The organism is bacterium, assembly GCA_037128595.1.
Classification (GTDB): Bacteria; Verrucomicrobiota; Kiritimatiellia; order CAIKKV01; family CAITUY01; genus JAABPW01.
Map to the genome: position 1 here is coordinate 1 of JBAXWB010000033.1, position 26,629 is coordinate 26,629.

Genomic DNA, 26,629 nt, shown 5'->3' on the forward strand with positions numbered 1-26,629 from the left:
TTCTGGGTAGGCATTCTTGCTACGCAGGCACCCCGTTAGGTTGACGCATATGCGCCTACGGCGGGCTCGGGCTACAGGCTGGGGAGGCAGAAGGCCACCACAGAACGGAGAATTCTACGCCCGGCGTTCGGGTTCAGGCGGGAGACAAACCTTGCTTCCCTGCCATCATCAACCTACATTATTAACCGCTTCGGGGTGGTGCACTTTCCGAGTGCCGGACTGGTATACTTTCCGAATGCCGCCAGCAGTTAAGCATTGGATGTTATTAGATTTCGCAAGTATATCTCCGATCAAGAAGGCCCGCGCCTACGTGTGCACGCGGGCCTTTTTAAGTGGCGCTTCCACATCCTGACGAATGTTCCTTTGGCGGATGATATTCAGCACGAAGCACAGGTAACTCAATAGGGACACACAAATAGTTCCCATTTCCGTGAAATTTCGGCCTGATCTGGGCATATGCATTCGCCGGGGACGTCGAATGCCACCTTGGCGGATGCGCCGGTGGTCGGGTTCGTTCAGGACGGGTCGCCTGGGCCAGTCCCTAATCAGATTCTTCCCAACCCTGAAGGGGTTGAATTCGAAAGCCAGGGCGTTCACCAGGGACAGTCCCAGACCATCCGCATGTGGGAGGGGCGCTACGCGCCGCGACAGGCTCACAGAGGTGTCTGAGCCGGACAAGAATCGCCGCGCGTAGCGCGCCTCCCACAAAAACTCCAGGAAAACTCCAGGGACACCCATGAGAAGCAAAGTCAAGACGGATTCGTCCCAACCCGCGAAGCGACAAAAAATAGTCTTGGCTTTGCAGGACAGCCCCGGTTGTAGGGGCAGGCGTTGACTTCGGCTTTCCACTGACTTTGTTCCTTCCTCTCGTTGCTACTGGTCGTGCTCTCGAGTGGCTGGTTTCCGGATCGTCATGACGTGCGTATCAGGATCATTCCCAGACACCCATTGGAGCCTATTCCCTCAGGCAAACGGCTATTGTCATTTGGGGTATAAACGCCGGGGAGCTATTCAGGCTATGAGCGTGGTGGTACAACGTGCCATCCGCTAGTCCCTAGAAGGAGCTTCTTCCGGCAACCCGATTCCGACGCCTCCCGAGGCGCACTTCCGCAGGAAAGAACGATGACGTTGCCGTCAGCGATCCGACGCGTCAGCCGGGCTTAAAAATCGCTCTGGCTTATGAATCGCCAGGGACAGTCCCTATATTTGTACTCAACCCTGAAGGGGTTGAATTCTAAAGCCAGGGTGTGAACCCCTGGAACCAGACCCGGAATGGAAAAGGGGAAACGAGGCCGGAGAGAGCGAGTGAGGCCGGTTGTCATTTTTCGCGCTCCATGGCCACACCGAGTTTATCTGGGACCGTGAACCCGGGGTTTCACCCCGGGCTGAGGAGTGGCACCCGCTTCGGGGTGCGTGCGGTCGTCCAGGGACGGTCCCGGTTCTTCGGGTCGAGTCGAACTCAATAGGGACACACAAGTAGTTTCCATTTCTTTAAAATGACGATCTGAAGCGCTTCAGATGAAAAAAAGCATTGGAATGCGTTCGTGACAAATCTTATTTCGGCCTGATCTGGGAGAATGCATTCGCCGGGGACGTCGAATGCCACCTTGGCGGATGATGTCGAGCGCGAAGCACAGGTGGCAGCCGGCGTTACTACTCTTCGAAGTAGCGGACCTTCGCTACGTAGTAGAGTCCCTGCCGGCTGATGGGATTCCTTAAATTTCTCGCATACAAAACAGGCTTTCGTTATTCTATGTGACATGACAAAGCGGCAATTCTATGACTGGCAGACAGCTGGGGGCGCTGATGATGTGATGCGGATGGTGGACGCCCTTGAGCGTGCTGAAGTATCCTGGTGCGCGATAGGCGGAGTGGCGGTCAATCATTGGGCTGCGGAGCCCATGGTTACCCGTGATGTGGACTTTGTAGTGGCTGCGGAAAATCTTGCACGTGCTGAACAGGTGCTGTGTGAGGCGGGGTTTACTGCTGAGCGGCACGAATGGTCAGTCAATTTCGTGGGGAAATCAAGTGTCAGCTTGCAACTGACGACAGAGCCAACCTACCGGGATTTTCCGGCTCGCGCTGTGGCGGCCGATGTCCATGGGATTCTCCTGCGTGTGGCGAGTCTGCAAGACACGATGGCTGGCAAATTGATGGCATATTCTGATTCAGCACGCCGCCAGAGCAAGCGGATAAAGGATTTCGCTGATATCGTCCGGTTAGTTGAGTCACATCCGGAATTGCGCGCTTCACTTCCCCTCGATCTTCAGCGCCAGATTGAGCCATAGCTCCATATGAGAAACTCCATGGGGACACACAAATAGTTCCCATTTCCTTGAAATTTAGGCCTGATCTGGGCGAAAGCATTCGCCGGGGACGTCGAATGCCACCTTGGCTGATGCGCCGGTGGTCGGGTTCGTTCAGGACGGGTCGCCTGGGCCAGTCCCTAATCAGATTCTTCCCAACCCTGAAAGGGTTGAATTCGAAAGCCAGGGGTGAAACCCCTGGAACGTGGGCAGGAGCAAACTGGAAACAAGGCCAGGGTGAGCGAGAGAGGCCGTCTGTGGGGCGTAAGGGACAGTCCCTGTAGCGACTGCAGAATTACATGAGCGTGGCACGGTTCGCTGGAAAAAACGAAAGCGCTTTCGTTTTTTCGGGGTCGTTCATCAGGGACAGTCCCAGACCATCCGCATGTGGGAGGGGCGCTACGCGCCGCGACAGGCTCACAGAGGTGTCTGAGCCGGACAAGAATCGCCGCGCGTAGCGCGCCTCCCACAAAAACTCCAGGAAAACTCCAGGGGCAGGCTAATAACTCAATAGGGACACACAAATAGTTCCCATTTCCTTGAAATTTCGGCCTGATCTGGGCGAATGTATTCGCCGGGGACGTCGAATGCCACCTTGGCTGATGATAGTGAGCGTTGAACACTGGAGGCAACCGGCGTTACTACTCTTCGAAGTAGCGGACCTTCGCTACGTAGTAGAGTCCCTGCCGGCTGAATGCGAGCAACTAGTCGAGCCAAGCCCCAACCAGCGAAACGCCGTGGCTACTCCGAGAGTTCAATCACGCGGCCGGGTTTGGCGTTGTTGATGGCATCCAGGAGCCGTTCAATCAAGGGGAGGAGCGTTTCGTAGCAACTGTTCGGCGCATGAAGAACGATGACGCATAAGGAATCGGCGGGCAGGGCTTGCTGGTAGATCAGATTGGAGTCCATGGTGACAAAAACATCGAATTCACCCCGGATCAGGCTCAACAGTTCAGAGTCCTTCCTTCCTGCCCAGCCTTGCCGGGGCACGGTGGTGATGGTGTGTGAATGAAGATCTCTCGCCAAACGCCGGGGAAGGCATTCGTCCAGGATCACTTTCATGCGGGAACGGCTTCAAGCAAATCCTGTTTGGCCGCCTCCAGAACAGCGATCACCTGATTCCGTTTGACAGAGGGGAAGTCGTAAAGGAACAGATCAATGGAATCGCCAGCTTCAAGGCACGCGATCAGATTCTGCACCGGTACCCGGGTGCCCTCGAAAACAGGAGTGCCACCCAGAATAGCGGGATCGCTAACGACCGTCTGTTTTAAGTGATTCATGTCCCTATTATTGAAAGTTTCCGCAATTATTCAAGCTTTCAGATTATGTAGTTTGTCTGGGACAGTCCCTGTTTCGGCTTGATCTGGGCGCATGTATTCGCCGGGGACGTCGAATACCACCTTGGCGGATGATATTGAGCGTTGAACACTGGTGGCAGCCGGCGTTACTACCGGCTGAATGCGAGGAGTGTGTCAGCAAAGAGGCCGCCAGAATCAGGTTATATGGTCGATAAAAGGCCCGCGCCTACGTGTGCACGCGGGCCTTTTGCGTTCATCAGGGACAGTCCCTGACCATCCGCATGTGGGAGGGGCGCTACGCGCCGCGACAGGCTCACAGGGGTGTCTGAGCCGGACAAGAATCGCCGCGCGTAGCGCGCCTCCCACAAAAAACTCCAGAGACAGAACTCAATAGGGACACACAAATAGTTCCCATTTCCTCGAAATTTAGGCCTGGTCTGGGCGAATGCATTCGCCGGGGACGTCGAATACCACCTTGGCGGATGATAGTGAGCGTTGAACACTGGTGGCAGCCGGCGTTACTAATCTTCGAAGTAGCGGACCTTCGCTATGTAGTAGAGTCCCTGCCATGGTCCGCCGTAGGGGCATGGAGGCGGATCTGTCAGCGCCGGCAGGTAGGGGCCCAAGAATGAGATTCAAACATCGATTAACAGGATACACAGGATAACCCTGAACCCAATATTTGATCCGCACCTTATCCTGTACATCCTGTTAATCGATGTGAAGTGAACTCTGTTCAAGAGGCTTGGAGGGCCTCCAGAACTGCCTGCGGTTGCTTTTCGACGACGCATAGAAGCGCTCGTGCCGGACCATCCGGGACGCGGCGGCCTTGTTCCCAATTTTGAAGCGTGGCCTTGCTCACACCGATCATCATGGCGAACTGACTCTGGGATATATGAAGTCCACTACGGATTCGCTTCACATCCACCGGATTGAATTGCCGCACACGGCTGGGGGATAACTGCCCTTTCCGAATTCTTCCTGCTTCCGAAAGGCTCTCTGTTAAATCTTTGAATAATTTTTTTTTCATTGTGACAACTTGCTGACGAGTCCGCGCAGGAGGGTCAGCTCCCTTGCAGATAAATCGTCCTTCTGATTCTTGCCATAGGCCAACAGCATATAAATCTCATTCTGGCCAACGAGCCAGTAGTAAATGACGCGGATTCCTCCACGCTTTCCGCGGGCGGCCGTTCGCCAGCGCACTTTTCTCAAGCCCCCGCTATTCCGAATAATGTCGCCCGCTCCGGGATTTAAAATCAACGCCTGCTGGAGTCCCAGATAATCATCATCGGGCAACAGCGCAATGATCTGCTTTGTGAAGAACGACGTTTCCAGAAAAACGATCCCTTTACTATACGCCATTGGCTTACCTCGTCAACTCTTTAAATTCGTGATTATTAATATGGTCAAGTATAGTATATGTATTAGATGTGTCAGTTCTAATTTTATGAAATTATAGCGGGGAGTTCACCTGGGACAGTCGCTGATCTGGGCGAATGCCACCTTGGAGGGAATTGGGTGCGAAGCACTGGTGGCAACCGGCGTTACTACTCTTCGAAGTAGCGGACCTTCGCTACGTAGTAGAGTCCCGGCCGGCTGATGCGCGTAGCAAAGGCGTATTACGATTTGAGGCACCACTTCGCCTCAATGGTGTCAGCCGTCAGATCGGCGCCGCACGCCCATTCGACAAAATAGCCTCTGCTCGAGACCTTTATGAATTCGTTCAGATCACGTAGAGCTTCAAATGCCTCATATTTTAAATAAGGGGCGAGGTCAAATGTTCCCGTGCGCCCATCTTCCGCAGAGATGGTCAATATCCAATTAGATTCCGGCTGAATTTTTGAAATAATCATTGGTCCAGCCCTTTGTAACTCAATAGGGACACACAAGTAGTTCCCATTTCCTTGAAATGCCGATCTGAAACGGTTCAGATTATAAAAAAGCATTGGGATGCGTTCGTGACACTCCTTGATTTTCGCTTAGGTGTATAAGAGAACGCCTTAAATCGAAAGATCAGGGGGGGGGGATTCACCAGTCCACAACAACGTCCTGGGTTTTATAATCAATTGCCCAGGCGAAATGTGTCAAAAAATCGGAAGCGCCAAGAATCACGGGTGGGTTCAAATCCGAACAGTCTATGAGCGATCCTCGAAAAGTCCGTACGGTTGCGCCACCTGTGGCCGAGAGGAGTTCGACATCGAATGTATGACGGTAAACGGTCATGTCTTTGCCCTCGATGCCTTTTGTGATGCGGTCTTTGACGCCTTGGCCCTTGAGGTCATGCCCCAATAGCGTGACGAGGCTGGCGGGCAATAGCGAGGCATCAGCGCCGGTGTCCACAAGGCCATAGACGGAAACAGTTTGGCCAGTTGAAGGGTTTGAGAATCGAATCGGAAGATAGATTCGCCAGGGAGGTGTTTTCAGCCCCTTCTGATACTCGATGCGATAAAAGGGGTACGCGCGAGATTCCATAAATTCAGTAGACATACCGTCCATCTGCATGTGGAACAAACATAATTACAGGCTCTACTGCGCCTGCTTTTCTTGCGCGTTGGAGCACGGACTTCAACTGGCGTCCATGGGCGACTACCCGTCTATCTCGGATCGAGTGGGTTGCAACAATGCCGCTGGAGCACCCTTTGGGAAGTTTGATCGTTACGGTTGACATAAAATAAGGATGCCATCTGAGGTGTTGTGAGTCAAGATGATCCCCATGTAAATCACCGTTCACCAGGGACAGTCCCTGACCATCCGTATGTGGGAGGGGCGCTACGCGCCGCGACAGGCTCACAGGGGTGTCTGAGCCGGACAAGAATCGCCGCGCGTAGCGCGCCTCCCACAACAGTAGCCCAGACAGTTTGTCAGGGCCAGTAACTGTTCTTGTTCCGGCAACGTGTCACCAGGGACAGTCCCTGCACTCCCCGGGTCGACTCAGCCGGGAAGCCGGATGGTCGCGGCAACGGTGCTCCCCGATCGCAGATGTGCCCTCGCTGCAGGATCTTTGGACTTTATCGCCGAAGATATGCGCAAACGCTTTTTTATTGTTTGCGCATATTGAAATCTTCAAGGAAAGGCGCGGCCATGGTCCGCCGTAGGGGCACGGAGGCGGATCTGTCAGCGCCATTGAGGAATGGTTTTGACGGAGCAAAACCCTCCATTTCGGGAATAGAATCTTAAATGGAGGGCGCTGCTCTGTCAGCGCCGGCAGGAAGGGGCCCAAGAATGAGATTCAAACATGGATAGACAGGATACACAGGATAACCCTGAACCCATTATTCGATCCGAACCTTATCCTGTATATCCTGTTAATCGATGTGAAATGAATGGGTTCGGCGGGGATATCAACGCTCAGCGCCCCTCAACGTCTTCAGCACCGCCTCCAGGGGGAGTCCGATGACGGGGGCGAGGTCGCCTTCAATGTGCTGGACAATGGCGGCGGACCAAGGATCCTGCACCGCATAGGCCCCTGCCCAGGCCAGCGGGTGCGTGAGGGCGACATGCTGGCGGAGCCGGGCTGGCGTCCAGCGCCGGAGGGTGACCGTGGCGGATTCCACCAATTTAACACTGCGCGGGGGCCGGCCTTTGATTTTCGAAGGAATCAGCACGCAGGCCGCACTGCTGATCCGGTGCGGCTGACGGCCCAACTGGGCCAGCATCCGTCGTGCGTCCGCCAGGGATTTCGGCTTTCCAATGATCTTATCACCCAGAATCAGGGCGGTGTCGGCCCCGATGACGATGGCGCGGGGATAACGCCGGGCCACCGCTTCGGCTTTTAAACAGGCCAGCGCCAGCACATGCCGCTCCAGATTCTCGCCTTTGGCCGGCGCCGGCTCCCGGGCTTGCGAGGGAATCTGCCGGAAACGGACCCCCGCCGCCTTTAAAAGGGCCGCCCGCCCTTTGGATTGTGATGCCAGGATAAGGTTCATGCGGGGCAGTTTAGCAATGAAGCCGCCGGGTACGCACTTCTAATTATGCGCCAGTGTAAGAAACCGTGGATTTAAAGAGAAGACTTCACCACTGATTTAAGAAATGAAGGAAATTCAGAAACGCCCAAAATGTTTGGCGATTTGTCATGTCTGGCTTGGCGCGCTAGGGGCAGGTAGGGTCCCCTGTAACTAGCCAGCCACGAAAAATCGCCAAACAGGTTTTTCCCGGACATCAGGGGAAATGTGGTAACTCAAGGGCTTGATCCCACTATGATTCTTGAATGTCCCCCCGAAACACCGTTGCGGGATTTTTAATTCGGGGAAGACCACAACGCGTTCCCGTGTAACCCCATAGTACGACCACCCCGAATTAACAATGCCGCAACATTTTAGATTTCTTAGGCTGAATCCGGATTTCTTTCATTTCTTGAATCAGTGGTGAAGTCTTCCTGCTTCTCCAGCGGTTTTGACAGAGCAAAACCCTCCATTTGGAGGGGCAGAAGGCGGGGGTTAGGAGGGTCAAAAAGGAGGGGGGCGGCCCCGAAATTTGCCTGAACCCTGAACCCCGAATCCGGTACCTTGAGTCGTTCTTAAAAAAACCGTTTTGAAAAATCGACGTGCGGGCCTATAATGCCCAGCTATGACTGAACCGGTATCCGAAAACAAAGAGCATTTGATCATTGATTTAAACTTCACTCCTGGCTGGGCGCGTCGGCCTCCTGATGACAGGGCCGCCGGAGGAGGGGACCGTTTCAGTGGTCAGCAACGGGATGACCGGGGTTCTGATTCCCGCCGGCGTGACCGGCCGGAGCGCACGGAACGGCGTCCGGGCGCGGGCGCGCGTCGGCCCGAATTCCGCGACCGGCCCCGCAGTGACTTTGCTTTGCCCCAACCCAAACCGGAACCCGTCGATGAGCGGCTGGCGGCCCTGGAAGTGACCTTTCTCCCTGAACGGCGCGGCCTCACGCCCCTGGCGCATCGCCTCGGCCGGTCGGGCCGGGCCTATTCATTATTCGAAGTGGCAGCCCTGTTCCTCAGTAAGCCTGACTATTATCTCATCAAGATCGACGCTCCGGCCACTCTTGAAAATTTTGCGTTCTACCAGTGTGCGGAGTGCAAGGCCATCTTCCTCGATAAGGAAGCCGCCGGGGCCCACGTCTTCGCCAAACACTTCGAGAAGTTCTGCAAAAAGGACGTCAAAGAGGTTGAGGCGCCCAAGGGGAATTTCGTCTGCGTCGCCAAATGCGGGCTCTCCAGCATCCTGCTCGGCCCGCCGAATTACCACGGCTATAACGACAAGGTGGCGGAAGTGCACCGCTCGCGCTTTGCGGATATGCCCATGGACGCCTATCGCAAGCGGATTGAAACGATCCATGACGCGGCGGTGATTGAAAAGTGGAAAGAGGAGATGTGCCAGCAGGTGGTCTATCAGTTCGGCGAGAATGAAAACGCCGTCACCTTCACCCGCTTCACCGAAGCCGAAGCCTATTTCCGTGAACACTGTCTGACGGGCGCCATCAAGGAATCCCGCAGCGTAGTGGTCTCGGGCACGATTGCCCATGCGATGGACCCGGGTCCGTTGCGCTCGGTGATTGAGGAGGCCTGGCAGAAGGAATCGCGGTTCCCTCTCAAGCTTTCGGTCACGTTGCGGCTGGCCTTCCGTCATCTGGGTCTGCATACCTTCAAGGCGGCGGGCGGCTTTACGTTTGTCACCTCGGTGGCGCCGAGCGCCATTGATCCCGCCCATGCCGTGGAGGGGATCCGCGAGATTCTTGATTTTGTGGCGGCCAATCCGGGCTGTACGAAGGCCGAGCTCATGGCTCAGTTGTTCCCGGGCGCGGTGCCCGCGGGCGAGGGCGCTCCCGCTCCCGTCGCGGTGGCGGTGGAGGCGGATGCCGAGGCGGCAGTTCCGGCGGCGGTTGAAGCCGAGCCGGTAACGACTGCTCCGACTGCTCCAGTCGCCGGTGCGGTGAACCCGAAGGAATCGGAGTTCAAGCGTCAGGTGCAATGGCTGGTTGAAAAGGGTCATGTGATTGAGTTTTCCGATGGGCGTATGGCAGTGCCAGCCACAGCGGTGGCACGGGTCCAGATGGCGCGTCCCAAAGGCAAAGGCCGGCGGTAGAGGGTTTTAGTTAAGGAGAATAACAATGAACATCTTGGTCAGAATTCTCGTGGTGCTGGTGATGGTGGGCGGGACGGCGCTGTCGGCCCGGGCGAGCTCGATTGTCATGAAAAACGGACGCACCGTGTCCGGTAAGAGCATTGAGTGGCGCGAGGCTACCCATGATTACCTCGTGGTGAATGAAGGCGCCAGCATGCCCGTTCCCGAAGACCAAGTGACAAAAATCGACATCGATCGGCCAGCGGAGCTGGACAAGGCCAAGAGCCTGATCGCCTCGCGTCAATTCGCCCTCGCTATTCCCCTGTTGGAAGGGATGATCAAGAAGTACAAGAAGCTCAGCTGGGATCTCGACGCCTTGAAGCTGCAGGCCCAGTGCTATGTTGAGATGAATGACACCAAGAAGGCGGCCGTGGCGATCGATGCGTTGGCCGAGGCCGGTGGGACCATGACCCCCGCCTTGCAGATGATCTATTGGAAGGCCTTGCAGAAGGCCGGGGACACCAAGCGGCTTCATCAGGAATTAGGGCGGGCAATGGGAACCGGGGCTCCGGATCTCGCGGCCACCGCCTATCTGGTCCGGGCGAATATGTATTTGCAGGATGGCGACCAGGACGCCGCCTTGTCTGATTTCCTTAAGATCGTGACGATCTTCAAGGGCGAGAAGGCCGCTCAGCCGGAAGCCCTTTACAATGCCGCCGAGCTGCTGGACAAGGCCAAGGATCCCCGCGCCGCCGAGTTGCGCAAGATCCTGCAGCAGGACTTCAAGGCGAGCGAATTCGCCGCCAAAGCGGCGAAATGAGTCGCGAGTCATGAGTCACGAGTCATAAGTCAAGACTGATGGCTCTCAACTCACGACTCTCGACTCACATCCCTACTCTCCCATCTCCTTCGACAACCGCTTCATCAAGGCCTTGTAATCCGGGGGTGGGGCCTGGATATCATCGGCGGTATCCGGTTTGCCGTCAGGGCCGCTGGACGAGAGGCGGATGGTGTCGTTACTGCTGGAATAGAGGAACGGATGACCCCACAGATCCGGGGGCAATTCCTCGATATAAAAGCCTTTCCAGCCGGGCACGCCCGGATCCCGGACGAGTGCCTTTAAACTCTCCTCCGTGGTGGGGAAGCGCTTGCAGTGGATCCGGAACCATTCCAGCGCGGTGCGCATGACCAGCAGTTCCTTGCGCGTCCGGGCCACTTTGTTGGGGGCCTGATAGGGCGTGGTGACCTTGTCGCTGGAAGAGAGGATCACGCCCCCCACCAGCATGCAGCCGCCCAGAACCCAGACGGCGAAGCGGGGCCGGTTCAGGAAGAGCATCCAGAGGGGCTTGCGCATGTCCCTGGTCGCGGGCAGGCGTTGCTGAATCCCTTCCCGCCGGGTCTTTTCCTCCTTGAGCCCCTTCCACTTCATGGGGTGGCGCAGGGCTTTTTTGCAATTCGGACAATGCGCGGAGTCCAGTTTTTCAAAAAGATGACGGCAATGGGGGCAACGGTATTTCATAATGGTGACTTGTATAATAAAACCAACTACGAAACACGCGAAATTCGCGAAAGGGTTTGATGCTCAGATCAGTAAAATATTCTTTTCGCGAATTTCGCGTGTTTCGTAGTTAAACATTTCTTTCCAAGGTCATGTATTATTAATCCAGATCCCTTGACTTGATATGAACCGTTTGATAATAACAAAAAACCATGGTGACTAAAAAGCTCTACAAGCTGGGCCTTTGGGCAATGCGTCGGTTGGCGACTGGGTTAGTGGTCATTCTGGCCGCCACATCAGCGTCGGCTGCTGATGAACAAGCGGAGACGCAACTGGAACTCAAGTTCGCGTCTGAGTTGATTAAATTCCACTTCCCGGACTATGCCCAGAAGGCGATGGACCGGTTCATCGCGAAATATCCGGGTGCCAAGGCGGAAGCCGCCAAGGTCCGGGTGGAAATCCTGACCTCCCGCGGCAAGTTCGATGAGGCCGAAGCCTTCCTCAAGACCCTCCCCCCCGGTGCGCCGGAAACCATGGTCATGCAGCTGGCGTTGGGCGACCAGTATTATGCCTGGCAGCGCATGAAGGATGCACAGCGCATTTATGAGACCTTCTTCAAGCAGTTTCCCCAGGGGCCGCCCCCGGAAATCGCCCGGCTCTATGGTGAATCCGCCTATAAGTTTTCCCAGATGCTGATGTTGTCCGGCGATCTGGTTGGCGCCCTGGACGCCTACCGCCGCGTCTTGACTTGTCCGCTGAATTCAACGGACATCGAGCGTCGTGTGAAAACGGAAATGGCCGAGCTGCTGTTGCGGGTGGCGGAGCTGCCCGGCACGCCCCCGGACAAGAAGAAGGCGCTGTTGGCGGACGCCATCAAATACTCTACCGAGATCCAATGGAAGGGCACGGATCTCTGGTTCGCCAAGACCGTCGTGATCCAGGCGCATGTCCATCTGGTGAACGGGGACAAGGCGCTGGCCCGCAAGGCGATCACCGATTACATGACCATGCTGACGGACGTGGACAATATGCTTAAAGAGGCCGGGGACGCCAGTCTCAGCCCGATGGCGGAATGTAAGTTCCTGCTGGGGACACTGCTTGATGACGAAGCCCGCGTGAAAGTCAAAGATGAGGCGACGAAGCCGGAAGCCTTCAAGATGTTCGGCCAGGCCATGGGCCAGCTGTACACCGTGGCGCAGAAATACCCCTCCAGCAGTTGGGCTTCGGAAGCCCGCCGGCGTGCGGACAGCATTGCCGATCTGCTCGAGAGTATGGGGAAAGTCGTGAAACGCCCGGTCAGCAATAATGCCCAGCTGGTGTCCGAACAACTCAAGCAGGCCCGCGTCTTGTTCCAGAATCAGGATTTCAAGATGGCGGCGCAGCGTTACGCGGAAGTGCTCGGGATTTCCGATGATTTCAAGGGCGCCCCCTGGGCGGTGAGCGAACTTGCCCGCAGTTATGTGGAGCTCAATGATGCCCCCTACGCCCGGGCCATGACCGAGTATCTGACGGAGCGCTACTGCCAGAACACCAACCGGTACGAGGAGGCGGGCAACGCCCTGCTGGCGGTGGCGTCACTCTATGAGGAGCGGCGCGCCCAGTTGAAGGCCGATACCGTTTATGGACTGTTTTTTGCCAGCTATGCCGACCACACCAAGGCGCCCGCCATCATGTTCCGCCAGGCGGAAGCCGCGCTGCGGGCCACGAATACGGTGGACGCCCTGAAATACTATCAGCGCATTTTGGAGAATTATCCCCGGAACCGGGTCTACCCCGACGCCCTGAGCCGGTGCGCCTATGTGATGACGTTGCAGGGCGATTACACCAATGCCATTCCCTACCTGACCAACTACATTGCCCAGGTGGTGGCCGGGCCCGAAATGGTCAGCTCGCGGTTGCGCCTGGGGGATGCCTATCGCTCGGCGGACATGATCATCCCGGCCTTGAACGAATATGCGCGCCTGATCAAGCTGATCACCCAGGACGGGGCCAAGTTTGCGGAGACGCCGGAAGATACCGTGCGGGTGCGCCGGTCGTATGAATATGCCCTGTATTCACGGGCGCAATGCTACTCGCGGTTGCGCGAGCCCACCAACCAGGTGGCCGTGTACCAGCAGAAGGCCGTGGATGGCTATGACGCCTTCATGAAGGAATTCCCGAAATCCGATATGGCTCCGGCGGCCCTGGGCGCCATGGGAACCCTGAACTATCTGCTCAATAAATCTGATGATGCCGGCAAATGTTTCGACCGGCTGGTGAAAGAGTATCCCGACAGTGATCAGGCTAAAAACACCATCTTTGTCCGGGCCGATGCCCTGATGGCGATGGGCGAGAAGGACAAGGCGGTCAAGGTCTATACCGAGATGTTGAAGAACACCAAGGCCTTTAATCCCAGCCAGTTCCTGCGGGCCAGCCGGGTGTTGCTGGAGGCGAAGGAGTATGAAGTGGCCAAGGGCCTGTTTGCCGAGGCCATGAAGTCACCCGATCCGGGGGTGTTGCAGGCCGCTACGGTGGGGTATGCACAGTCACTGGGCGGAGTCCGCGAGTTTGATGCAGCGATCAACGTCTATACCAACTTCCTCGCCAAGAACCCCAAGTCCGGTTATGTCATCGAGATCAATCTGGCGCTGAGCCGGGCCTATGCTGAGGTGGCCAAGAAATCGATGCCCGATTTGAAGGCGGCCAAGCCGTATTTTGACAAGGCCTATCTCGCCATGGGCAAGGTCCGGCAATATGCGCGGGAGCCTGAAATGCTGGTGAATGCCGATTACGAGATGGCGCTGATCCAGCTCATGCAGGGTGAAAAACTGCCCGCCATGGCGTCCTTTGTGAAAATCCTGGACTTTGCCGATTATTCCAACATGAAGGTCCGCCCGGTGGTGGAGAATGCCTTTGAAGCGGCCTTGCCGCTGATGAAGGAGCTGGAACGGTACAAGGACATGATTGAGGCCTGTGAGACCTATTTGAAACAGTTCCCGCAGGGGCGGCTTGTGAACAAGGCGCGACAGGGGCGGGATGACGCAAAAACCAGACTGGCAACCGGCCGATAAGAGGATCAGGACAGCATGAGCCAAAACAGCATAGTGATCTGGGCGGTGGTCGCGTCGGTGCTCCTGGGGCTTCCCGGCGCCGTGCGGGCCGATAAAATTGTCAAGACCGACGGGCGTGAAATTTCAGGCCTTAAAATCAAGTGGTTTGCCAGCCGCCAGGAGTATCAGGTGGATCAGGCAGACGGCACCATGCTCGCGGTGCCGGCCGATGAAGTGGATTCCCTGCAGATCACCAAGCCCGCCGAATTTGACAAGGCCGCGCAGGCCTGTGCCGCCAAGCAGTTCGAGGTAGCCATCCCGATCCTCGAGGATGTGATCGGCCGCTATAAGCGGTTGCAATGGGACGGGATCGCCAGTGAGCTTCTGGCCAAGGCTTATCTCGGCAAGGGCGATTTCAAGAAAGCGGCCCAGGTACTGAGCGGGATCATGGAAGGGTCGGCCAAGAATCTGGTGACGGATGACCAGTACAACCTGTATTGGACCGCCCTGGCCGGTGCCCAGATGAATGCGGTGCTCAAGCAGAGCCTGAGCGAGGCCATTGCCGGGGATTCCCGTCCCCTGGCGGCCCTGGCGCTGATCAAGCGCGCTGACCTGAGCAAGGGGGATGGCAAGCGGGATGATGCCGCGTTGGATTATCTCCGCTCGATCCTGGTGTATAGCGACGTGGCGGCCTTCCAGGCGGAAGCCCTGTTCAAGGCGGCCCAGTTATTTGAAGAGATGCGCGATCCCCGTGCGGAAGAATTGAGGAAGCGGTTGAGAGCGAATTATCCCGACAGCCCTTATGCAAGGAAACTGGGCGGGTGAGTGTAATGTTCAAGGTCTGAAGTTAACGTATCAAGGAGAATGGCATGATGAAAAAGGCAGTATGGTTCGGGCTGGTAATGGCGGTGTTCTGTGTTCTGGGTTCGGCACAGTGGGTGAAGGCCGAAGCGGCAGCAGCCGGGGCAGGTGCGGGTGCGGCTGTGGCAGCGGCGCCGGCCGGTGGCCTGGTCGTTGAGGACGGGGCGGCCGCCGCACCGAAGCGTGGCGAGGGCGGTTTCCTGGAGATCATCACGCGTGCCGGCTGGTTCGGTATGGTCATCTGGGCGGCGTTGATCATCTGCTCTATCATCAGTGTGGCCCTGATTGTCGACTCGTTTGTCAACATCAAGGATGTCAAGATCATGCCTCCCGATTTGATTGCCAACGTCCGCTCCTCCATGGAGCAGGGCGACCTGTTGAAGGCCATCGGGCATTGCGACAGTTCGCCCGGCGCGCTGGCGAACATTCTCAAGGCGGGGTTTGCCCAGGTTGAGGAAGGGTACGAAGTGGTGCAGGACGCCGTCGGTGTGGCCGCGGATCTGGAGAGCGAGAAACTGCTCAGCCGCGTCACCTACCTGAGCGTGATCTCGAACACCACCCCCATGCTGGGACTGATCGGTACCGTGCAAGGTATGATCATGGCCTTCTATACCATGGGAACCATGGAGGCCGGTGCCGCGCAGCAGTCCATGCTGGCCGTTAACATTTCACACGGGTTGTGGGCCACCGCCATCGGGCTGGGTACCGCCGTGCCGGCGACCGTTTTCTTCTACTACTTCAAGAACCGCGCCATGAACAGCATTCTGCGGATGGAAGCCCTGACGCTGGATCTGATCAAGGCCCTGCGTAACGTCGAAGTCGTCTCGGAGTAAACCGGCATTGGAGTTGAAGATCCTATGCGCGCGAAAAAAGAAGAAGAATATTTAAGTGGCAACCTGACGGCCATGATCGACGTGGTCTTCCAGTTGATCATTTTCTTCGTATGCACCTCCAATTTGCAGGAAAGTGCCACGGACGACCGGATTAAACTGGCTTCAGCGCCCAACGGCGTGGTTGAAAAGAAGAAGGATCCCCGTGCCGTCAAGGTGTATGTGAGTGAAAAAGGGGCCCTGTCCATTGGACGGACGCCGATTACCGCCCGTGAATTGACCATGATCCTGAACAAGGCCCGGGCCGATGCGCGGGGCGGCGACGTCCCGGTGCTGATTATGGCGGATATGCGGGCCAAACATGGCTCCGTGAAGAAGGCCATGGATGCCTGTACCGAAGCCAAGATCTGGAAAATCAAGTTCACCGCACTCAAGGAACGAGCCGAAAAAGCCTAGCCGGTCGAAGGATGGATTCTTATGGGTAGAAAACGCAGAAAAAATTCATTTCAGGCGGGTGAACTCAACCTCACCGCCATGATCGACGTGGCCTTCCAGTTGCTGGCGTTCTTCATCCTGACGGCTAAACCCGTGGATGTGGTCACCAACCTGGACGTCTTCCGTCCCATGGCGGAGAAGGCCTCCCAGGACCAGTCGCCGGCGAAGGTGATCCGGGTCACGGTCTTCCCTGATGGCTTTACCATCAATGACCGGGCCGTGGATAGCCGGGGTCTGAACACCCTGCTCGGCAAGCTGGCGGATCTGGATAAGACGCAGACGGTCCTGATCCAGTGTCTGAACGAATCGCCGCACGGCAAACTGATCGAATTACTCGACCTGTGCGCGAAACTCAAGTTGACCAACCTCTCGGTCGTCAGTTCCGGCGGCGCTTGAACAGGGGCGGAAGCATAACATGGATGTCATTCAAATACAGCGGCTGATCAAGCAGCATATCTGGGGTCCGGTCGGATCCGTTATTTTTCACGTGATCATCGTGTCGATGCTCCTGATTTTTGCCTCAGCCCCGCCCCCCGAGCCGCCCCCGGAAGTCGAAGTCAACATGATGGAGACCAAGGCGGATGTGCTTGAAGAGGTGATGAAGACCGAGATTGAAAAGGTGGAAACGCCGCCGGTTCAGGAGGATGTCACCGTGGAACGTCCGGATGTGGCGACGGTGAGCACCATGGATGTTCCCTCGGATGCGCCGGGTTCGGGCGCCGGGGATTCCGCCGGGGCCGGAATCGGCAGTGGCGATCCGAGTCTGTCGGCCGGGTTCGAAGTGGCCATGGCGAAAAGTCCCCTGGTGATGAAGGGCTTATATTCTGCACGGACGTCGGGCGGGCGCAAAGGCGCCTTGAGCGCCTTTGGCGGATCCCGCCGCGGGGAAGACACCGTGATGCGCGCCTTGCGCTGGTTCAAGGCCAAGCAGGACGCCGATGGCTCCTGGTCCAAAACGGATAAGAGCCCGATTGCCTTTACCGGATTGGCCTTGTTGGCCTTTCTCGCTCATGGCGAAACCCCTTCCTCCCCGGAATTTGGCCAGACGGTCGAAAAGGCCATGAAGTATCTCGTGTCCAAGCAAAATGCCAAAGGGATGATCGGGGCCGCCGGGTATGAACATGCGATTGGGGCTTACGCGCTCAGTGAGGGATTTGGTCTGACCAAGATCATGGCCCTCAAGGAAGCCATGGACAAGAGTATCGACATTATTATTGAGGGGCAGCAGGACCAAGGTGGCTATGATTATGTTTATAAAAAAGGGCCACGTTGGGATTTGTCGGTCGCGGGCTGGCAGTTCCAGGCGCTGAAAGCGGCCCGCATGGCCGGGTGCAGCCATCCGAAGCTTGAGGATGCCATCAAAAAAGGTATGACGTTCATCCAGGACATCGCCTATGACCCCCGGGCGGGCGGCTTCGGCTATGCCAATGAGAAGGGGGGCCCCGGAGCAGGCTCCACCCCCAGTATGACATCGGCAGGGATCTTATGTTTGCAGTTGATGGGTAAACCCAATGTCCCCCAAGTGCGGACCGGATTGAAATTTATCGAAGAGCTGCCCGTTGAATGGGCCGCCGCCCAGGTGGAGCCTGAAAAAGCGGGCAAGGGGGGAGCCCAGAAAGTGTATACCTGGTACTATGCCACCCAGGCGAAGTTCCAGAAGGGTGGCAAGGACTGGGAGTCCTGGAACCCGCGCTTCACCAAGGCGCTCGTTCAGGGCCAGATTGTGGAAGGGCCGCTGGGCCATTGGGAGGGCGGGGACCATGGCGGTCCGGTCTATACCACCGCGCTCTGCTGTCTGATGCTGGAAGTTTATTATCGCTATCTGCCGACCTTCAAGCACGTCGAGGGCGAAAAGGAAACGGCGCCTGCCGCCAAGTCGGATGATGTTGTGGTGGACGTGATTTGATCCCCTCGCGCGATTTGTTGTAATATTTTCCGGATTTCGCGTAATAGGGGATAGGAGTCTCGAATCATGGATATAATTCAAATACAGAGAGTGATCAAGCAGCATATCTGGGGTCCGGTCGGATCCGTTATTTTTCACGTGATCATCGTGTCGATGCTCCTGATTTTTGCCTCAGCCCCGCCCCCCGAGCCGCCCCCGGAAGTCGAAGTCAACATGATGGAGACCAAGGCGGATGTGCTTGAAGAGGTGATGAAGACCGAGATTGAAAAGGTGGAAACGCCGCCGGTTCAGGAGGATGTCACCGTGGAACGTCCGGATGTGGCGACGGTGAGCACCATGGATGTTCCCTCGGATGCGCCGGGTTCGGGCGCCGGGGATTCCGCCGGGGCCGGAATCGGCAGTGGCGATCCGAGTCTGTCGGCCGGGTTCGAAGTGGCCATGGCGAAAAGTCCCCTGGTGATGAAGGGCTTATATTCTGCACGGACGTCGGGCGGGCGCAAAGGCGCCTTGAGCGCCTTTGGCGGATCCCGCCGCGGGGAAGACACCGTGATGCGCGCCTTGCGCTGGTTCAAGGCCAAGCAGGATGCGGATGGCTCATGGGCCAAAGCCGATAAGACGTCTGCACTGGCGATGTCCGGTCTTGCGTTGCTGGCCTTTCTGGCCCATGGGGAAACCCCCTCCTCCCCCGAGTTCGGTCAGACGGTTGAAAAAGCCATGAAGTATGTCGTGTCCAAGCAACAGCCCAACGGGTTATTCAGCGGGAATAGTTATGAGCATGCGATTTGCACCTACGCGATCAGTGAGGGCTTCGGCTTAACGAAGATCATGGCCCTCAAGGAGGCCATGGACAAGGGCATCAATATTATCATCGAAGGGCAGCAACCGGGAGGGGGCTATGACTATGGCTATAAAAAAGGGACACGGTGGGATTTATCCGTCGCTGGCTGGCAGTTTCAAGCGCTGAAGGCGGCTCGAATGGCCGGTTGCAGTCACCCCAAACTGGAAGACGCTATCAAATTAGGTATGACGTTTATTCAGGAGACTGCCTATGATCCCCGGCAGGGTGGCTTCGGCTATGCCAACGAGAAAGGCGGTCCAGGCGCAGGCTCCAAACCCAGTATGACCGCGGCAGGCACCTTGTGCCTGCAGTTAATGGGGAAACCCAATGTGCCACAGGTGCGGACCGCTTTGAAGTTGATGGAAGAGATGCCGGTGGAATGGGCTCCGCAGGTTGAGCCTAAGGATAACGAGAAGAAGGCGGAGCGGGGCAAACAGGAGGTGTATACCTGGTACTATGCCACCCAGGCCAAGTTCCAGAAGGGCGGCAAGGACTGGGAGTCCTGGAACCCGCGCTTCACCAAGGCGCTCGTTCAGGGCCAGATCGTGGAAGGGCCGCTGGGCCATTGGGAGGGCGGCGACTGGGGTGGGCCGGTCTACACCACCGCGCTCTGTTGCCTGATGCTGGAAGTCTATTATCGCTATCTGCCGACGTTCAAGCATGTCGAGGGAGAAAAAGAGACGGCGCCTGCCGCCAAGTCGGATGATGTTGTGGTGGATGTGATTTGAACCCGATGAGCGAGGGTGGGCACATACGATTGCTTCCGACCGATGTCGCGAATAAAATCGCGGCCGGCGAAGTGGTCGAACGCCCCGCCTCGATCCTCAAGGAAATCCTCGAGAATGCCATTGATGCCGGGGCCTCGCAGATTGATGTGGAGGTCGTTTCCGGTGGAACCCGCCTGGTCTCCGTCGCCGATAACGGCTCCGGCATGAATCGCGATGATGCCCTGCTGTCGATCGAACGGCATGCCACCAGCAAGATCTATACCGCGGCGGATATCGAACATATCCATACGCTGGGTTTCCGTGGCGAGGCGTTGGCCGCCATCTCCTCCGTCGCCCGCTTCCGCCTCCAGACCCGCCGGCATGATGACCTGGCCGGAACCGAATTGGTTGTGACCGGAGGCAAACTGCTGGATGTGAAGGAGGCCGGCGGCCCGCCGGGGACCCTCATCGAAGTTCGCGATCTGTTTTTTAATATTCCTGTCCGCCGCAAATTCCTGCGTTCGCCCCAGACCGAAACCGTGCATGTGCGGCAGATGTTTCTGCTGCAGGCCCTGGCTTGGCCGGCGGTGGGGATGAGTTTGACCCTGGATGGCCGGCGCTCTTTGGCGCTGGCCGCCGGCGCCACGCCGGAGGAGCGGATCCGGGAACTGTTCGGCAAGGAGATCGTGGCGAAATTATGCGCGATCGAAAAAACGGCCGGCGAGATCAGGTTGACGGGATTTGTGAGCCTGCCGGAGTTGACGCGGGGCGACCGGACCGAGCAGTACGTCTTTGTGAATGGCCGTCCGGCCACCGCCCCGGTGGTCAGTTATGCCATCAACGAGGCCTTTCACTCCCTGATTGCCGACGGGCGGCATCCGTATGTCTTTCTGTATCTCCACCTCGATCCCGAGCTGGTGGATGTGAATGTGCACCCGACCAAGAAGGAGGTCCGCTTCCGGAACCCCTCCGAGGTGCGCGATGCCATTATCGGGACCATCCGCTCGGCCTTGTCCGGGGCCGGTTCGGCCTTTGTCGCAGGACAGACCCCTGCCTTTGAGGCCCCGGTGGCCCATGAACAACAGGTGGTATTGCCCAGCCTGACCATTGAGGATCTGCCGCCCTCACGCATCTTTTCCTATCCCCGGATGGCCCCCCCCGAGCCGCGTCCTCCCGAACTGCGTCCCGGTGAAGGAGTGGCCGCAGGGGCGGTAGCGGGCCCGGCGGCACCCCCTTCAGCGAAGGGACCCTGGACCTGGTGCCGCGTGATCGGCCAGATTGGCGGACTCTATGTCCTGCTTGAGACCGAGGATGGGTATGTGGTGATGGATCCCCATGCCGCCCATGAGCGGGTCTTGTTTGAGGAGATCCTTCAGTCATTGGAACAGGGGCGGGTCGAAAGCCAGGGCCTGCTTCCGCCGGTGACGGTGGAACTCCAGCCACGGGATGCGATGTATGTGCGCAAGAATCTCGAGTTGATCAAGAAAATGGGAGCGGGCGTTTCGGAATTCGGGGGCGATACGTTCGTGGTGGATGCCCTGCCGCAGGGGATGGATGGCCTGAATATCCAGGAGCTGTTGATTGATATGGCCCGGCACCTGGAAACGCTGGGCGAGCGGGGCAGTCATACCCGGTGGCGTGAGGAAGCCATTGCCCAGGCCGCCTGTAAGGCTGCCGTGAAGGCCCGGGATCACCTGAGCCTGCGGGAAGTGGAGGAACTGGTGGTGGCACTGGCCTCCGCCGAAATGCCCTATACCTGCCCCCATGGCCGCCCGACCCTGATCTACACGTCATTCAAGGAACTGGCGCGGAAGTTTGGGAGAGAGTAGGGGGAGAGTTACGACACTCCCTCTCCCCGGCTCATCACGATTTTACCGGTGCGAACCAGTTCGATGATCTTGAATTTCTTGAGCATGCGGATGGCGGTATCGATTTTTTCCGTTTTCCCGGCAAACATCAGGATCATGGAGGTCTCCGTCATGTCTAGATTCTTGCAGCCGAAGTGCTCGCCGATTTGAAGCACCTCTGCCCGCTCGGCGGGGTTCACCGCCACCTTGATCATGACGAGCTCCTTGATGACGGCATTATCGCCGGTGTGGTCCACACAGCGGAGCACGTCAATCAGTTTGCTGACCTGCTTGATGATCTGCTCCAGGCCGTCCGGATTCCCGCTGGCCCCGATCGTCATGCGGGAGAACTTCCCGTCCATGGCCGGCGACACCACCAGCGATTCGATGTTGAAGCCCCGCCGGGAAAAACATTGCGCAATGCGTGCCAGCACACCGGGGTTGTTGGAGACATACACACTCAACGTGTGGATCACCGGTGCGGTGGAGGTGGGGGCCGTGTTACTTGTGCTCAGAATCGGATTGGTTGTCATGCTGTTACCTCAATTTAAACGGTTACGTGGTTGCGTCTCAAGTGGAGCCGGTGGGCTTTTCAAGTTTGGATTTCGGTGCTTCCAGGATCATATCCTCCACCGGGCGGCCGGCGGGGACCATGGGATACACGTTTTCGCTCTTCACGCACTCGACATTGATCACACAGGGCCCCTCACGATACTCCATCGCCCGTTTCAGGATCTTATGGATATCGGCCGGACGCTTCAGGGTCAGCCCCTTGGCGCCCGGGTAGGCTTCCGCGAGCTTGGCAAAGTCGGGATTGCCTTCCAGATTGACCCCGCTTTCGCGTGATTCATAAAACAGCTCCTGCCACTGCCGGACCATGCCCAGATAGTGATTGTTGAACACCAGGATTTTCACGGGTAGTTTATGGATGCAGGCGGTGGCCAATTCGCACAGGGTCATCTGGAACCCGCCATCGCCCACAATCGCCCAGACCTGCGAGTTGGGTTTGCCGAACTGCGCGCCAATGGCGGCAGGGAACCCGAAGCCCATGGTGCCGGCCCCGCCCGAACTGATCCAGGTGTCCGGTTGGACCGTTTTGATGAATTGGGCGGCCCACATCTGGTGCTGGCCCACATCGGTGCTCACAATGGCGTCCGGGGGAAGCATCTTGTTGAGTTCGTCCATCACCTGCTGCATTTTCAGCCCCCCCTGCATCCGGTACTTCAGCGGGTAGTGTTTTTTATATCCGTCCAGACGGGCCAGCCAGGCCTTGGTGTCGAGTGAGGAAATGTGCTTGATCAGCTCCTCCAGTACCGCGCGGGCATCTCCCACGCAGTAATGGTGGACCTTGATCATCTTGTCGATTTCCGCCCAATCAATGTCGATGTGAATCCGGATCGCGTTCTTGCAGAACAGTGACGCCTTCCCGGTGATGCGGTCATCGTAGCGTGAGCCGATGGACATGATCAGGTCGCACTCTTCCATGGCCTTGTTGGCATAGGCGGTGCCGTGCATGCCCAGCATGCCGAGGGACAGGGGGTGATCCTCCGGGAAGCCGCCCTTGCCGAGGAGCGTACTTGTCACCGGGGCCCCCAGTTTTTCCGCCAGGGCCCGCAAGGCCGGAACAGCGGAAGAAATCAGCACCCCGTGACCGCAGAGAAGCAGCGGGCGGGTCGACCGGTTGAGCGCGGCGGCTATATCCTGCACCTGTTTCAGGTCGAGGGCCGGCGGCATGCCGTACCCCGGCAGATCCATCTCGGCATCCAGGGGGGCCGTGCAGGGGGCGGAGCTGAGATCCTTCGGGATATCAATGATCACCGGGCCCGGCCGGCCGGTGGTGGCAATATGGAACGCCTCCTTCATGATCCGCGGGATATCATTGGCGGACTTCACCAGGTAGGAGTGTTTGACCACCGGCATGGTGAGCCCGAACACGTCGGCTTCCTGAAAGGCGTCTTTTCCGATCATAGGCGAAATCGTCTGGCCGGTGAGCACGATCATCGGGACCGAGTCCATGTGCGCGGTCATGATGCCGGTAATCGTATTCGTGGCCCCCGGCCCGCTGGTCACCAGGACCACGCCCGGCTTGCCCGTGGCGCGGGCATAGCCATCCGCCATATGGGTGGCCCCCTGTTCGTGCCGGACCAGGACCATTTTGATTTTGGTCTTGGTGGTGATGAGCGCGTCAAAGATGGGGATGGCGGATCCGCCCGGATAGCCCCAGATGTACTCGACGCCATTGTTTTCGAGACATTTGATGATCGCCTGCCCGCCGTCAAGTGAGGCGCTGGCGGCACTGTCAGTGCTGCCGGGTGACTTATTGGCTGTCTTTTTGCCTGTTTTTGTCGAACCTGCCGTTGCTGTCATGGTTATTACCTTTCAAATGTTCGAAATTTATGGACACATGGTAGGTGTAAACCTTCCGGAAGGCAAGATATTAATATTTTCGTCACAACATTGTGGTTTTACTCGCGTACAATCGTCTGGAAAACGCTGATTTTATTCAATGGAGGGTTTTGCTCTGTCAAAACCGCTTTCCTAATGCAATTGTCCTTCGGCCTTGAAGGCGCCCGGGGTCATCGCCTTGATCCGGCGGAAGGTGCGTCCGAAATGGGCAGGGGACTCATAGCCGAGGTGGCTGGCGACTTCCTTGATGTTATAGTCAGAATGTTTGAGCAGGTGGCTGGCATACTCCATTTTCTGCCTCAGGATATAAGTGTGGAGGGTGGTGCCGGTCTGACTGTGGAATACTCGCGAGAGATGTTCACGTGAAATCCGCAGTCGGGTGGCAATCTCTTTTCCATTGATATCCCGGTCAAGGTGGTTGGCCACAAATTCCTGCACCCGCCGGACCACGCCATCGGCATCAGGCGGGATCGCACCGTCTTCCCGGGAGCGCGTGAGGGCGAGCAGCAGGGAAAGGACGAACTCCGCCCCCCAGCCGGCTTGAATGACGCGATGCTGCGTCTCTTCCTTGCCAAAGGAGCAGAGCTGCTCAACCACGCCTGATTCGCGCGGGAGATGGAATAGGGGGCCCGCCTGCTTCACCAGATCGCGGGCCCACTGGATGGCGCACTCCCCGTCAAATACGATAAACACAAAGATCCAGGGCTCCCGGGCGCCCGGGGGGTAATAGTAGGAAATGTCGGGATCTCCGACTTCGCAGAGGAAGCCGTGCTCGGGAGGCACCTCATGCACGCCCTTCCCATCACGAAACCGGCCGGCCCCGGAGAGCGTGTACTTGAAAATCGCGTGCGTCTCCTTCGCCCTGAGCCGTCCGATCAGGTGATAGCTGCTGTCACGGCGCACTTCACTCGAGACGCACAACAGGCGCGGCAGCCGTGTAAATGGCCCCAGGGTATTGAAAATGGTGCTCCAGAGGATCATGAGATCACAAAATGTATACAAACATCAATAAACGCATATTTACAATGCCATAAACAAGGTGATATTTGTTTATCCATCAAGGTGAATCAAGCACAATTTGTATAGATGAAGGAAAACTCATGTTTAAAAAAATTACGTTGTTGGGTGCGGGGAGCGGGTTCATGCAACCCCTGTTCACGGATATTCTGAATATTGAAGGGATGGAGAGCGGGATCATCGGGCTGGTGGATATTGATGCCGCCCGGCTGAAGGTCAACCTCAAGCTCATGCAGCGCGTGTTGGCGTTGATGGGGAAGACGGGCTGGACCATTCAGGCGTCGACCGACCGGCGTGAAGTCCTCAAGGGCACGGACTACCTGATCAGCACGATCGAGGTCTCCGGTACCGCCTGTGTGCGGTTCGACAACGACATTCCCCTCAGGTACGGGATTGATCAATGCATCGGCGATACCATCGGACCGGGCGGCGTGATGAAGGCGCTGCGGACCCTGCCGGTGTTCGTGGAGATTCTGCGCGATGCGAAGAAATACTGTCCCCATGCGATCATCATGAATTACACCAACCCGATGTCGATCATGACGTTGGGCAGTACGCGGGTAACCGATCAGCCGCTGGTGGGCCTCTGTCATTCCGTGCAGGGCTCGTCCCGCAATTTCGCCAGCTATGCCGGTGTGCCGTACGAGGAAACCACCTGGAAATGCGGCGGCATCAACCACATGGCCTGGTTTACCGAGTTTTCCTGGCGCGGTCATGACCTGTATCCGGTGGTGCGCGAGGCGATGAAGAAAACGAGCGTCTATGAGAAGGATCCCGTCCGCCTGGAAATGATGAAGGAGTTCGGTCTCTATGTGACGGAGTCCAGCGGTCATTTCTCGGAATATGTGCCGTATTTCCGCAAGCGGAAAGACCTGATCAAGAAATTCTGCCGCAAGGACTATCTGGGCGGGTCCAGTTTCTATGCGGACAACTGGCCGCGCTGGCGGCAGGAGACGGACAAGAAGCGTGTGGCCATGGCGAATGGGACCCAGGACATCAACCTGACGCGCGGGCACGAATATGCGTCGGATATCATTGAGGCCCATGCCTTCAACCGGCCCAAAATCATTTATGCCTCCGTTCCCAATACCGGCCTGATTCCCAACCTGCCGCAGACCGGCGTGGTGGAGGTGGCGGTCCTCGTGGATCGACGCGGCTATATGCCGACCTATTTCGGCCCCTTGCCGGAGCAGGTGGCGGCGCTCTGCCGCAGCAACATGGCGGTGTTCGAGTTGGCGGTGGATGGAATTTTGAATCACAACCGGGAATCCGTCATTCAGGCGATGATGGTGGACCCGCTGTCGGCGGCCGTCTGCTCGCCCCAGGAAGTGCGCCAAATGGCCGATGAACTGTTCCGGGCCGAGAAGGCCTATATTCCCGAGTGGCTGCAAGTCAAAAAAGTCAAAAACACGGATGCGGTGGTGGCGCAACAGGTCCGTAAGCAGGTGGCGGCGCTCAGCAAAAAGGCCAGTGTCAAAACGGGCGATGCCGCCGCGCAAGTCTCCTCCATGGCCGCACGGAACGTGAAATAATCAGCAAATAACTTGCACGCCATCTCTACTGC

23 protein-coding genes are annotated in these 26,629 nt (G+C 57.4%); 12 read left to right on the forward strand and 11 right to left on the reverse strand.

Annotated features, from left to right (window positions below):
* Positions 1-1,760: 1,760 nt before the first annotated feature.
* Positions 1,761-2,288: a nucleotidyl transferase AbiEii/AbiGii toxin family protein gene (locus tag WCS52_16665; GenBank protein ID MEI6168816.1), complete on the forward strand. Its 528-nt coding sequence runs from the start codon at positions 1,761-1,763 to the stop codon at positions 2,286-2,288.
* A 759-nt stretch (positions 2,289-3,047) separates the two neighbouring features.
* On the opposite strand, the gene WCS52_16670 is transcribed toward WCS52_16665, so the two are convergent.
* The 7 genes from WCS52_16670 to WCS52_16700 all read right to left on the reverse strand — a co-directional run bounded on the left by WCS52_16670 (position 3,048) and on the right by WCS52_16700 (position 7,530).
* Entirely contained in the window at positions 3,048-3,368 is a 321-nt protein-coding gene (locus WCS52_16670; GenBank protein ID MEI6168817.1) for a DUF5615 family PIN-like protein, read from the reverse strand.
* A complete protein-coding gene (locus tag WCS52_16675) occupies positions 3,365-3,586 on the reverse strand; it encodes a DUF433 domain-containing protein (GenBank protein MEI6168818.1) in 222 nt (73 codons plus the stop codon). Before WCS52_16675 ends, WCS52_16670 begins: the two co-directional genes overlap by 4 nt.
* Before the next feature lie 754 nt (positions 3,587-4,340).
* A complete protein-coding gene (gene nadS / locus WCS52_16680) occupies positions 4,341-4,634 on the reverse strand; it encodes a NadS family protein (GenBank protein ID MEI6168819.1) in 294 nt (97 codons plus the stop codon).
* Positions 4,631-4,966: a hypothetical protein gene (locus tag WCS52_16685; protein ID MEI6168820.1), complete on the reverse strand. Its 336-nt coding sequence runs from the start codon at positions 4,964-4,966 to the stop codon at positions 4,631-4,633. The genes nadS and WCS52_16685 overlap by 4 nt, the downstream gene beginning before the upstream one ends.
* Positions 4,967-5,223: 257 nt before the next feature.
* Positions 5,224-5,457 carry a DUF2442 domain-containing protein gene (locus WCS52_16690; GenBank protein MEI6168821.1) on the reverse strand — a complete coding sequence of 78 codons (234 nt, stop codon included), beginning with the start codon at positions 5,455-5,457 and terminating at the stop codon, positions 5,224-5,226.
* Positions 5,458-5,632: 175 nt separating this feature from the next.
* Positions 5,633-6,091 carry a hypothetical protein gene (locus WCS52_16695; protein ID MEI6168822.1) on the reverse strand — a complete coding sequence of 153 codons (459 nt, stop codon included), beginning with the start codon at positions 6,089-6,091 and terminating at the stop codon, positions 5,633-5,635.
* Positions 6,092-6,945: 854 nt separating this feature from the next.
* A complete protein-coding gene (locus tag WCS52_16700) occupies positions 6,946-7,530 on the reverse strand; it encodes a Maf family protein (protein MEI6168823.1) in 585 nt (194 codons plus the stop codon).
* A gap of 640 nt (positions 7,531-8,170) precedes the next feature.
* Here WCS52_16700 and WCS52_16705 point away from each other — a divergent pair.
* Positions 8,171-9,652, forward strand: a complete 1,482-nt coding sequence (locus WCS52_16705) for a hypothetical protein (GenBank protein ID MEI6168824.1) — start codon at positions 8,171-8,173, stop codon at positions 9,650-9,652.
* Between the two features lie 25 nt (positions 9,653-9,677).
* Entirely contained in the window at positions 9,678-10,451 is a 774-nt protein-coding gene (locus WCS52_16710) for a hypothetical protein (protein MEI6168825.1), read from the forward strand.
* A gap of 72 nt (positions 10,452-10,523) precedes the next feature.
* On the opposite strand, the gene WCS52_16715 is transcribed toward WCS52_16710, so the two are convergent.
* Positions 10,524-11,150, reverse strand: a complete 627-nt coding sequence (locus WCS52_16715) for a type II secretion system protein GspG (protein MEI6168826.1) — start codon at positions 11,148-11,150, stop codon at positions 10,524-10,526.
* 191 nt (positions 11,151-11,341) lie between these two features.
* Between WCS52_16715 and WCS52_16720 the strand changes: the two genes are divergently transcribed.
* The 8 genes from WCS52_16720 (at position 11,342) to mutL (ending at position 21,624) form a co-directional block, all read left to right on the forward strand.
* Positions 11,342-14,179, forward strand: a complete 2,838-nt coding sequence (locus WCS52_16720; protein MEI6168827.1) for a tetratricopeptide repeat protein — start codon at positions 11,342-11,344, stop codon at positions 14,177-14,179.
* 15 nt (positions 14,180-14,194) lie between these two features.
* Complete coding sequence (locus WCS52_16725) at positions 14,195-14,983, forward strand: hypothetical protein (GenBank protein MEI6168828.1); 789 nt, start codon at positions 14,195-14,197, stop codon at positions 14,981-14,983.
* 44 nt (positions 14,984-15,027) lie between these two features.
* Entirely contained in the window at positions 15,028-15,852 is an 825-nt protein-coding gene (locus WCS52_16730; GenBank protein MEI6168829.1) for a MotA/TolQ/ExbB proton channel family protein, read from the forward strand.
* A gap of 24 nt (positions 15,853-15,876) precedes the next feature.
* Complete coding sequence (locus WCS52_16735; protein MEI6168830.1) at positions 15,877-16,305, forward strand: biopolymer transporter ExbD; 429 nt, start codon at positions 15,877-15,879, stop codon at positions 16,303-16,305.
* Between the two features lie 21 nt (positions 16,306-16,326).
* Positions 16,327-16,740 (forward strand): biopolymer transporter ExbD, encoded by a 414-nt coding sequence (locus WCS52_16740; GenBank protein ID MEI6168831.1) that lies wholly within the window; start codon positions 16,327-16,329, stop codon positions 16,738-16,740.
* 19 nt (positions 16,741-16,759) lie between these two features.
* Positions 16,760-18,250 (forward strand): prenyltransferase/squalene oxidase repeat-containing protein, encoded by a 1,491-nt coding sequence (locus WCS52_16745; protein ID MEI6168832.1) that lies wholly within the window; start codon positions 16,760-16,762, stop codon positions 18,248-18,250.
* Positions 18,251-18,316: 66 nt separating this feature from the next.
* A complete protein-coding gene (locus WCS52_16750) occupies positions 18,317-19,816 on the forward strand; it encodes a prenyltransferase/squalene oxidase repeat-containing protein (protein MEI6168833.1) in 1,500 nt (499 codons plus the stop codon).
* A gap of 5 nt (positions 19,817-19,821) precedes the next feature.
* A complete protein-coding gene (gene mutL / locus WCS52_16755; protein MEI6168834.1) occupies positions 19,822-21,624 on the forward strand; it encodes a DNA mismatch repair endonuclease MutL in 1,803 nt (600 codons plus the stop codon).
* 8 nt (positions 21,625-21,632) lie between these two features.
* Here mutL and ilvN read toward each other — a convergent pair whose 3' ends face one another.
* The 3 genes from ilvN to WCS52_16770 form a co-directional block, all read right to left on the reverse strand.
* Positions 21,633-22,175 carry an acetolactate synthase small subunit gene (gene ilvN / locus WCS52_16760; GenBank protein ID MEI6168835.1) on the reverse strand — a complete coding sequence of 181 codons (543 nt, stop codon included), beginning with the start codon at positions 22,173-22,175 and terminating at the stop codon, positions 21,633-21,635.
* Positions 22,176-22,212: 37 nt separating this feature from the next.
* Positions 22,213-24,009, reverse strand: a complete 1,797-nt coding sequence (gene ilvB / locus WCS52_16765) for a biosynthetic-type acetolactate synthase large subunit (protein MEI6168836.1) — start codon at positions 24,007-24,009, stop codon at positions 22,213-22,215.
* Positions 24,010-24,180: 171 nt separating this feature from the next.
* The gene (locus WCS52_16770) at positions 24,181-25,029 is read right to left on the reverse strand and encodes an AraC family transcriptional regulator (protein ID MEI6168837.1); all 849 of its coding nucleotides are present in this window, start codon (positions 25,027-25,029) and stop codon (positions 24,181-24,183) included.
* 119 nt (positions 25,030-25,148) lie between these two features.
* Here WCS52_16770 and WCS52_16775 point away from each other — a divergent pair, with 119 nt between their 5' ends.
* Complete coding sequence (locus WCS52_16775) at positions 25,149-26,597, forward strand: alpha-glucosidase/alpha-galactosidase (protein MEI6168838.1); 1,449 nt, start codon at positions 25,149-25,151, stop codon at positions 26,595-26,597.
* The last annotated feature ends 32 nt before the right edge of the window (positions 26,598-26,629 follow it).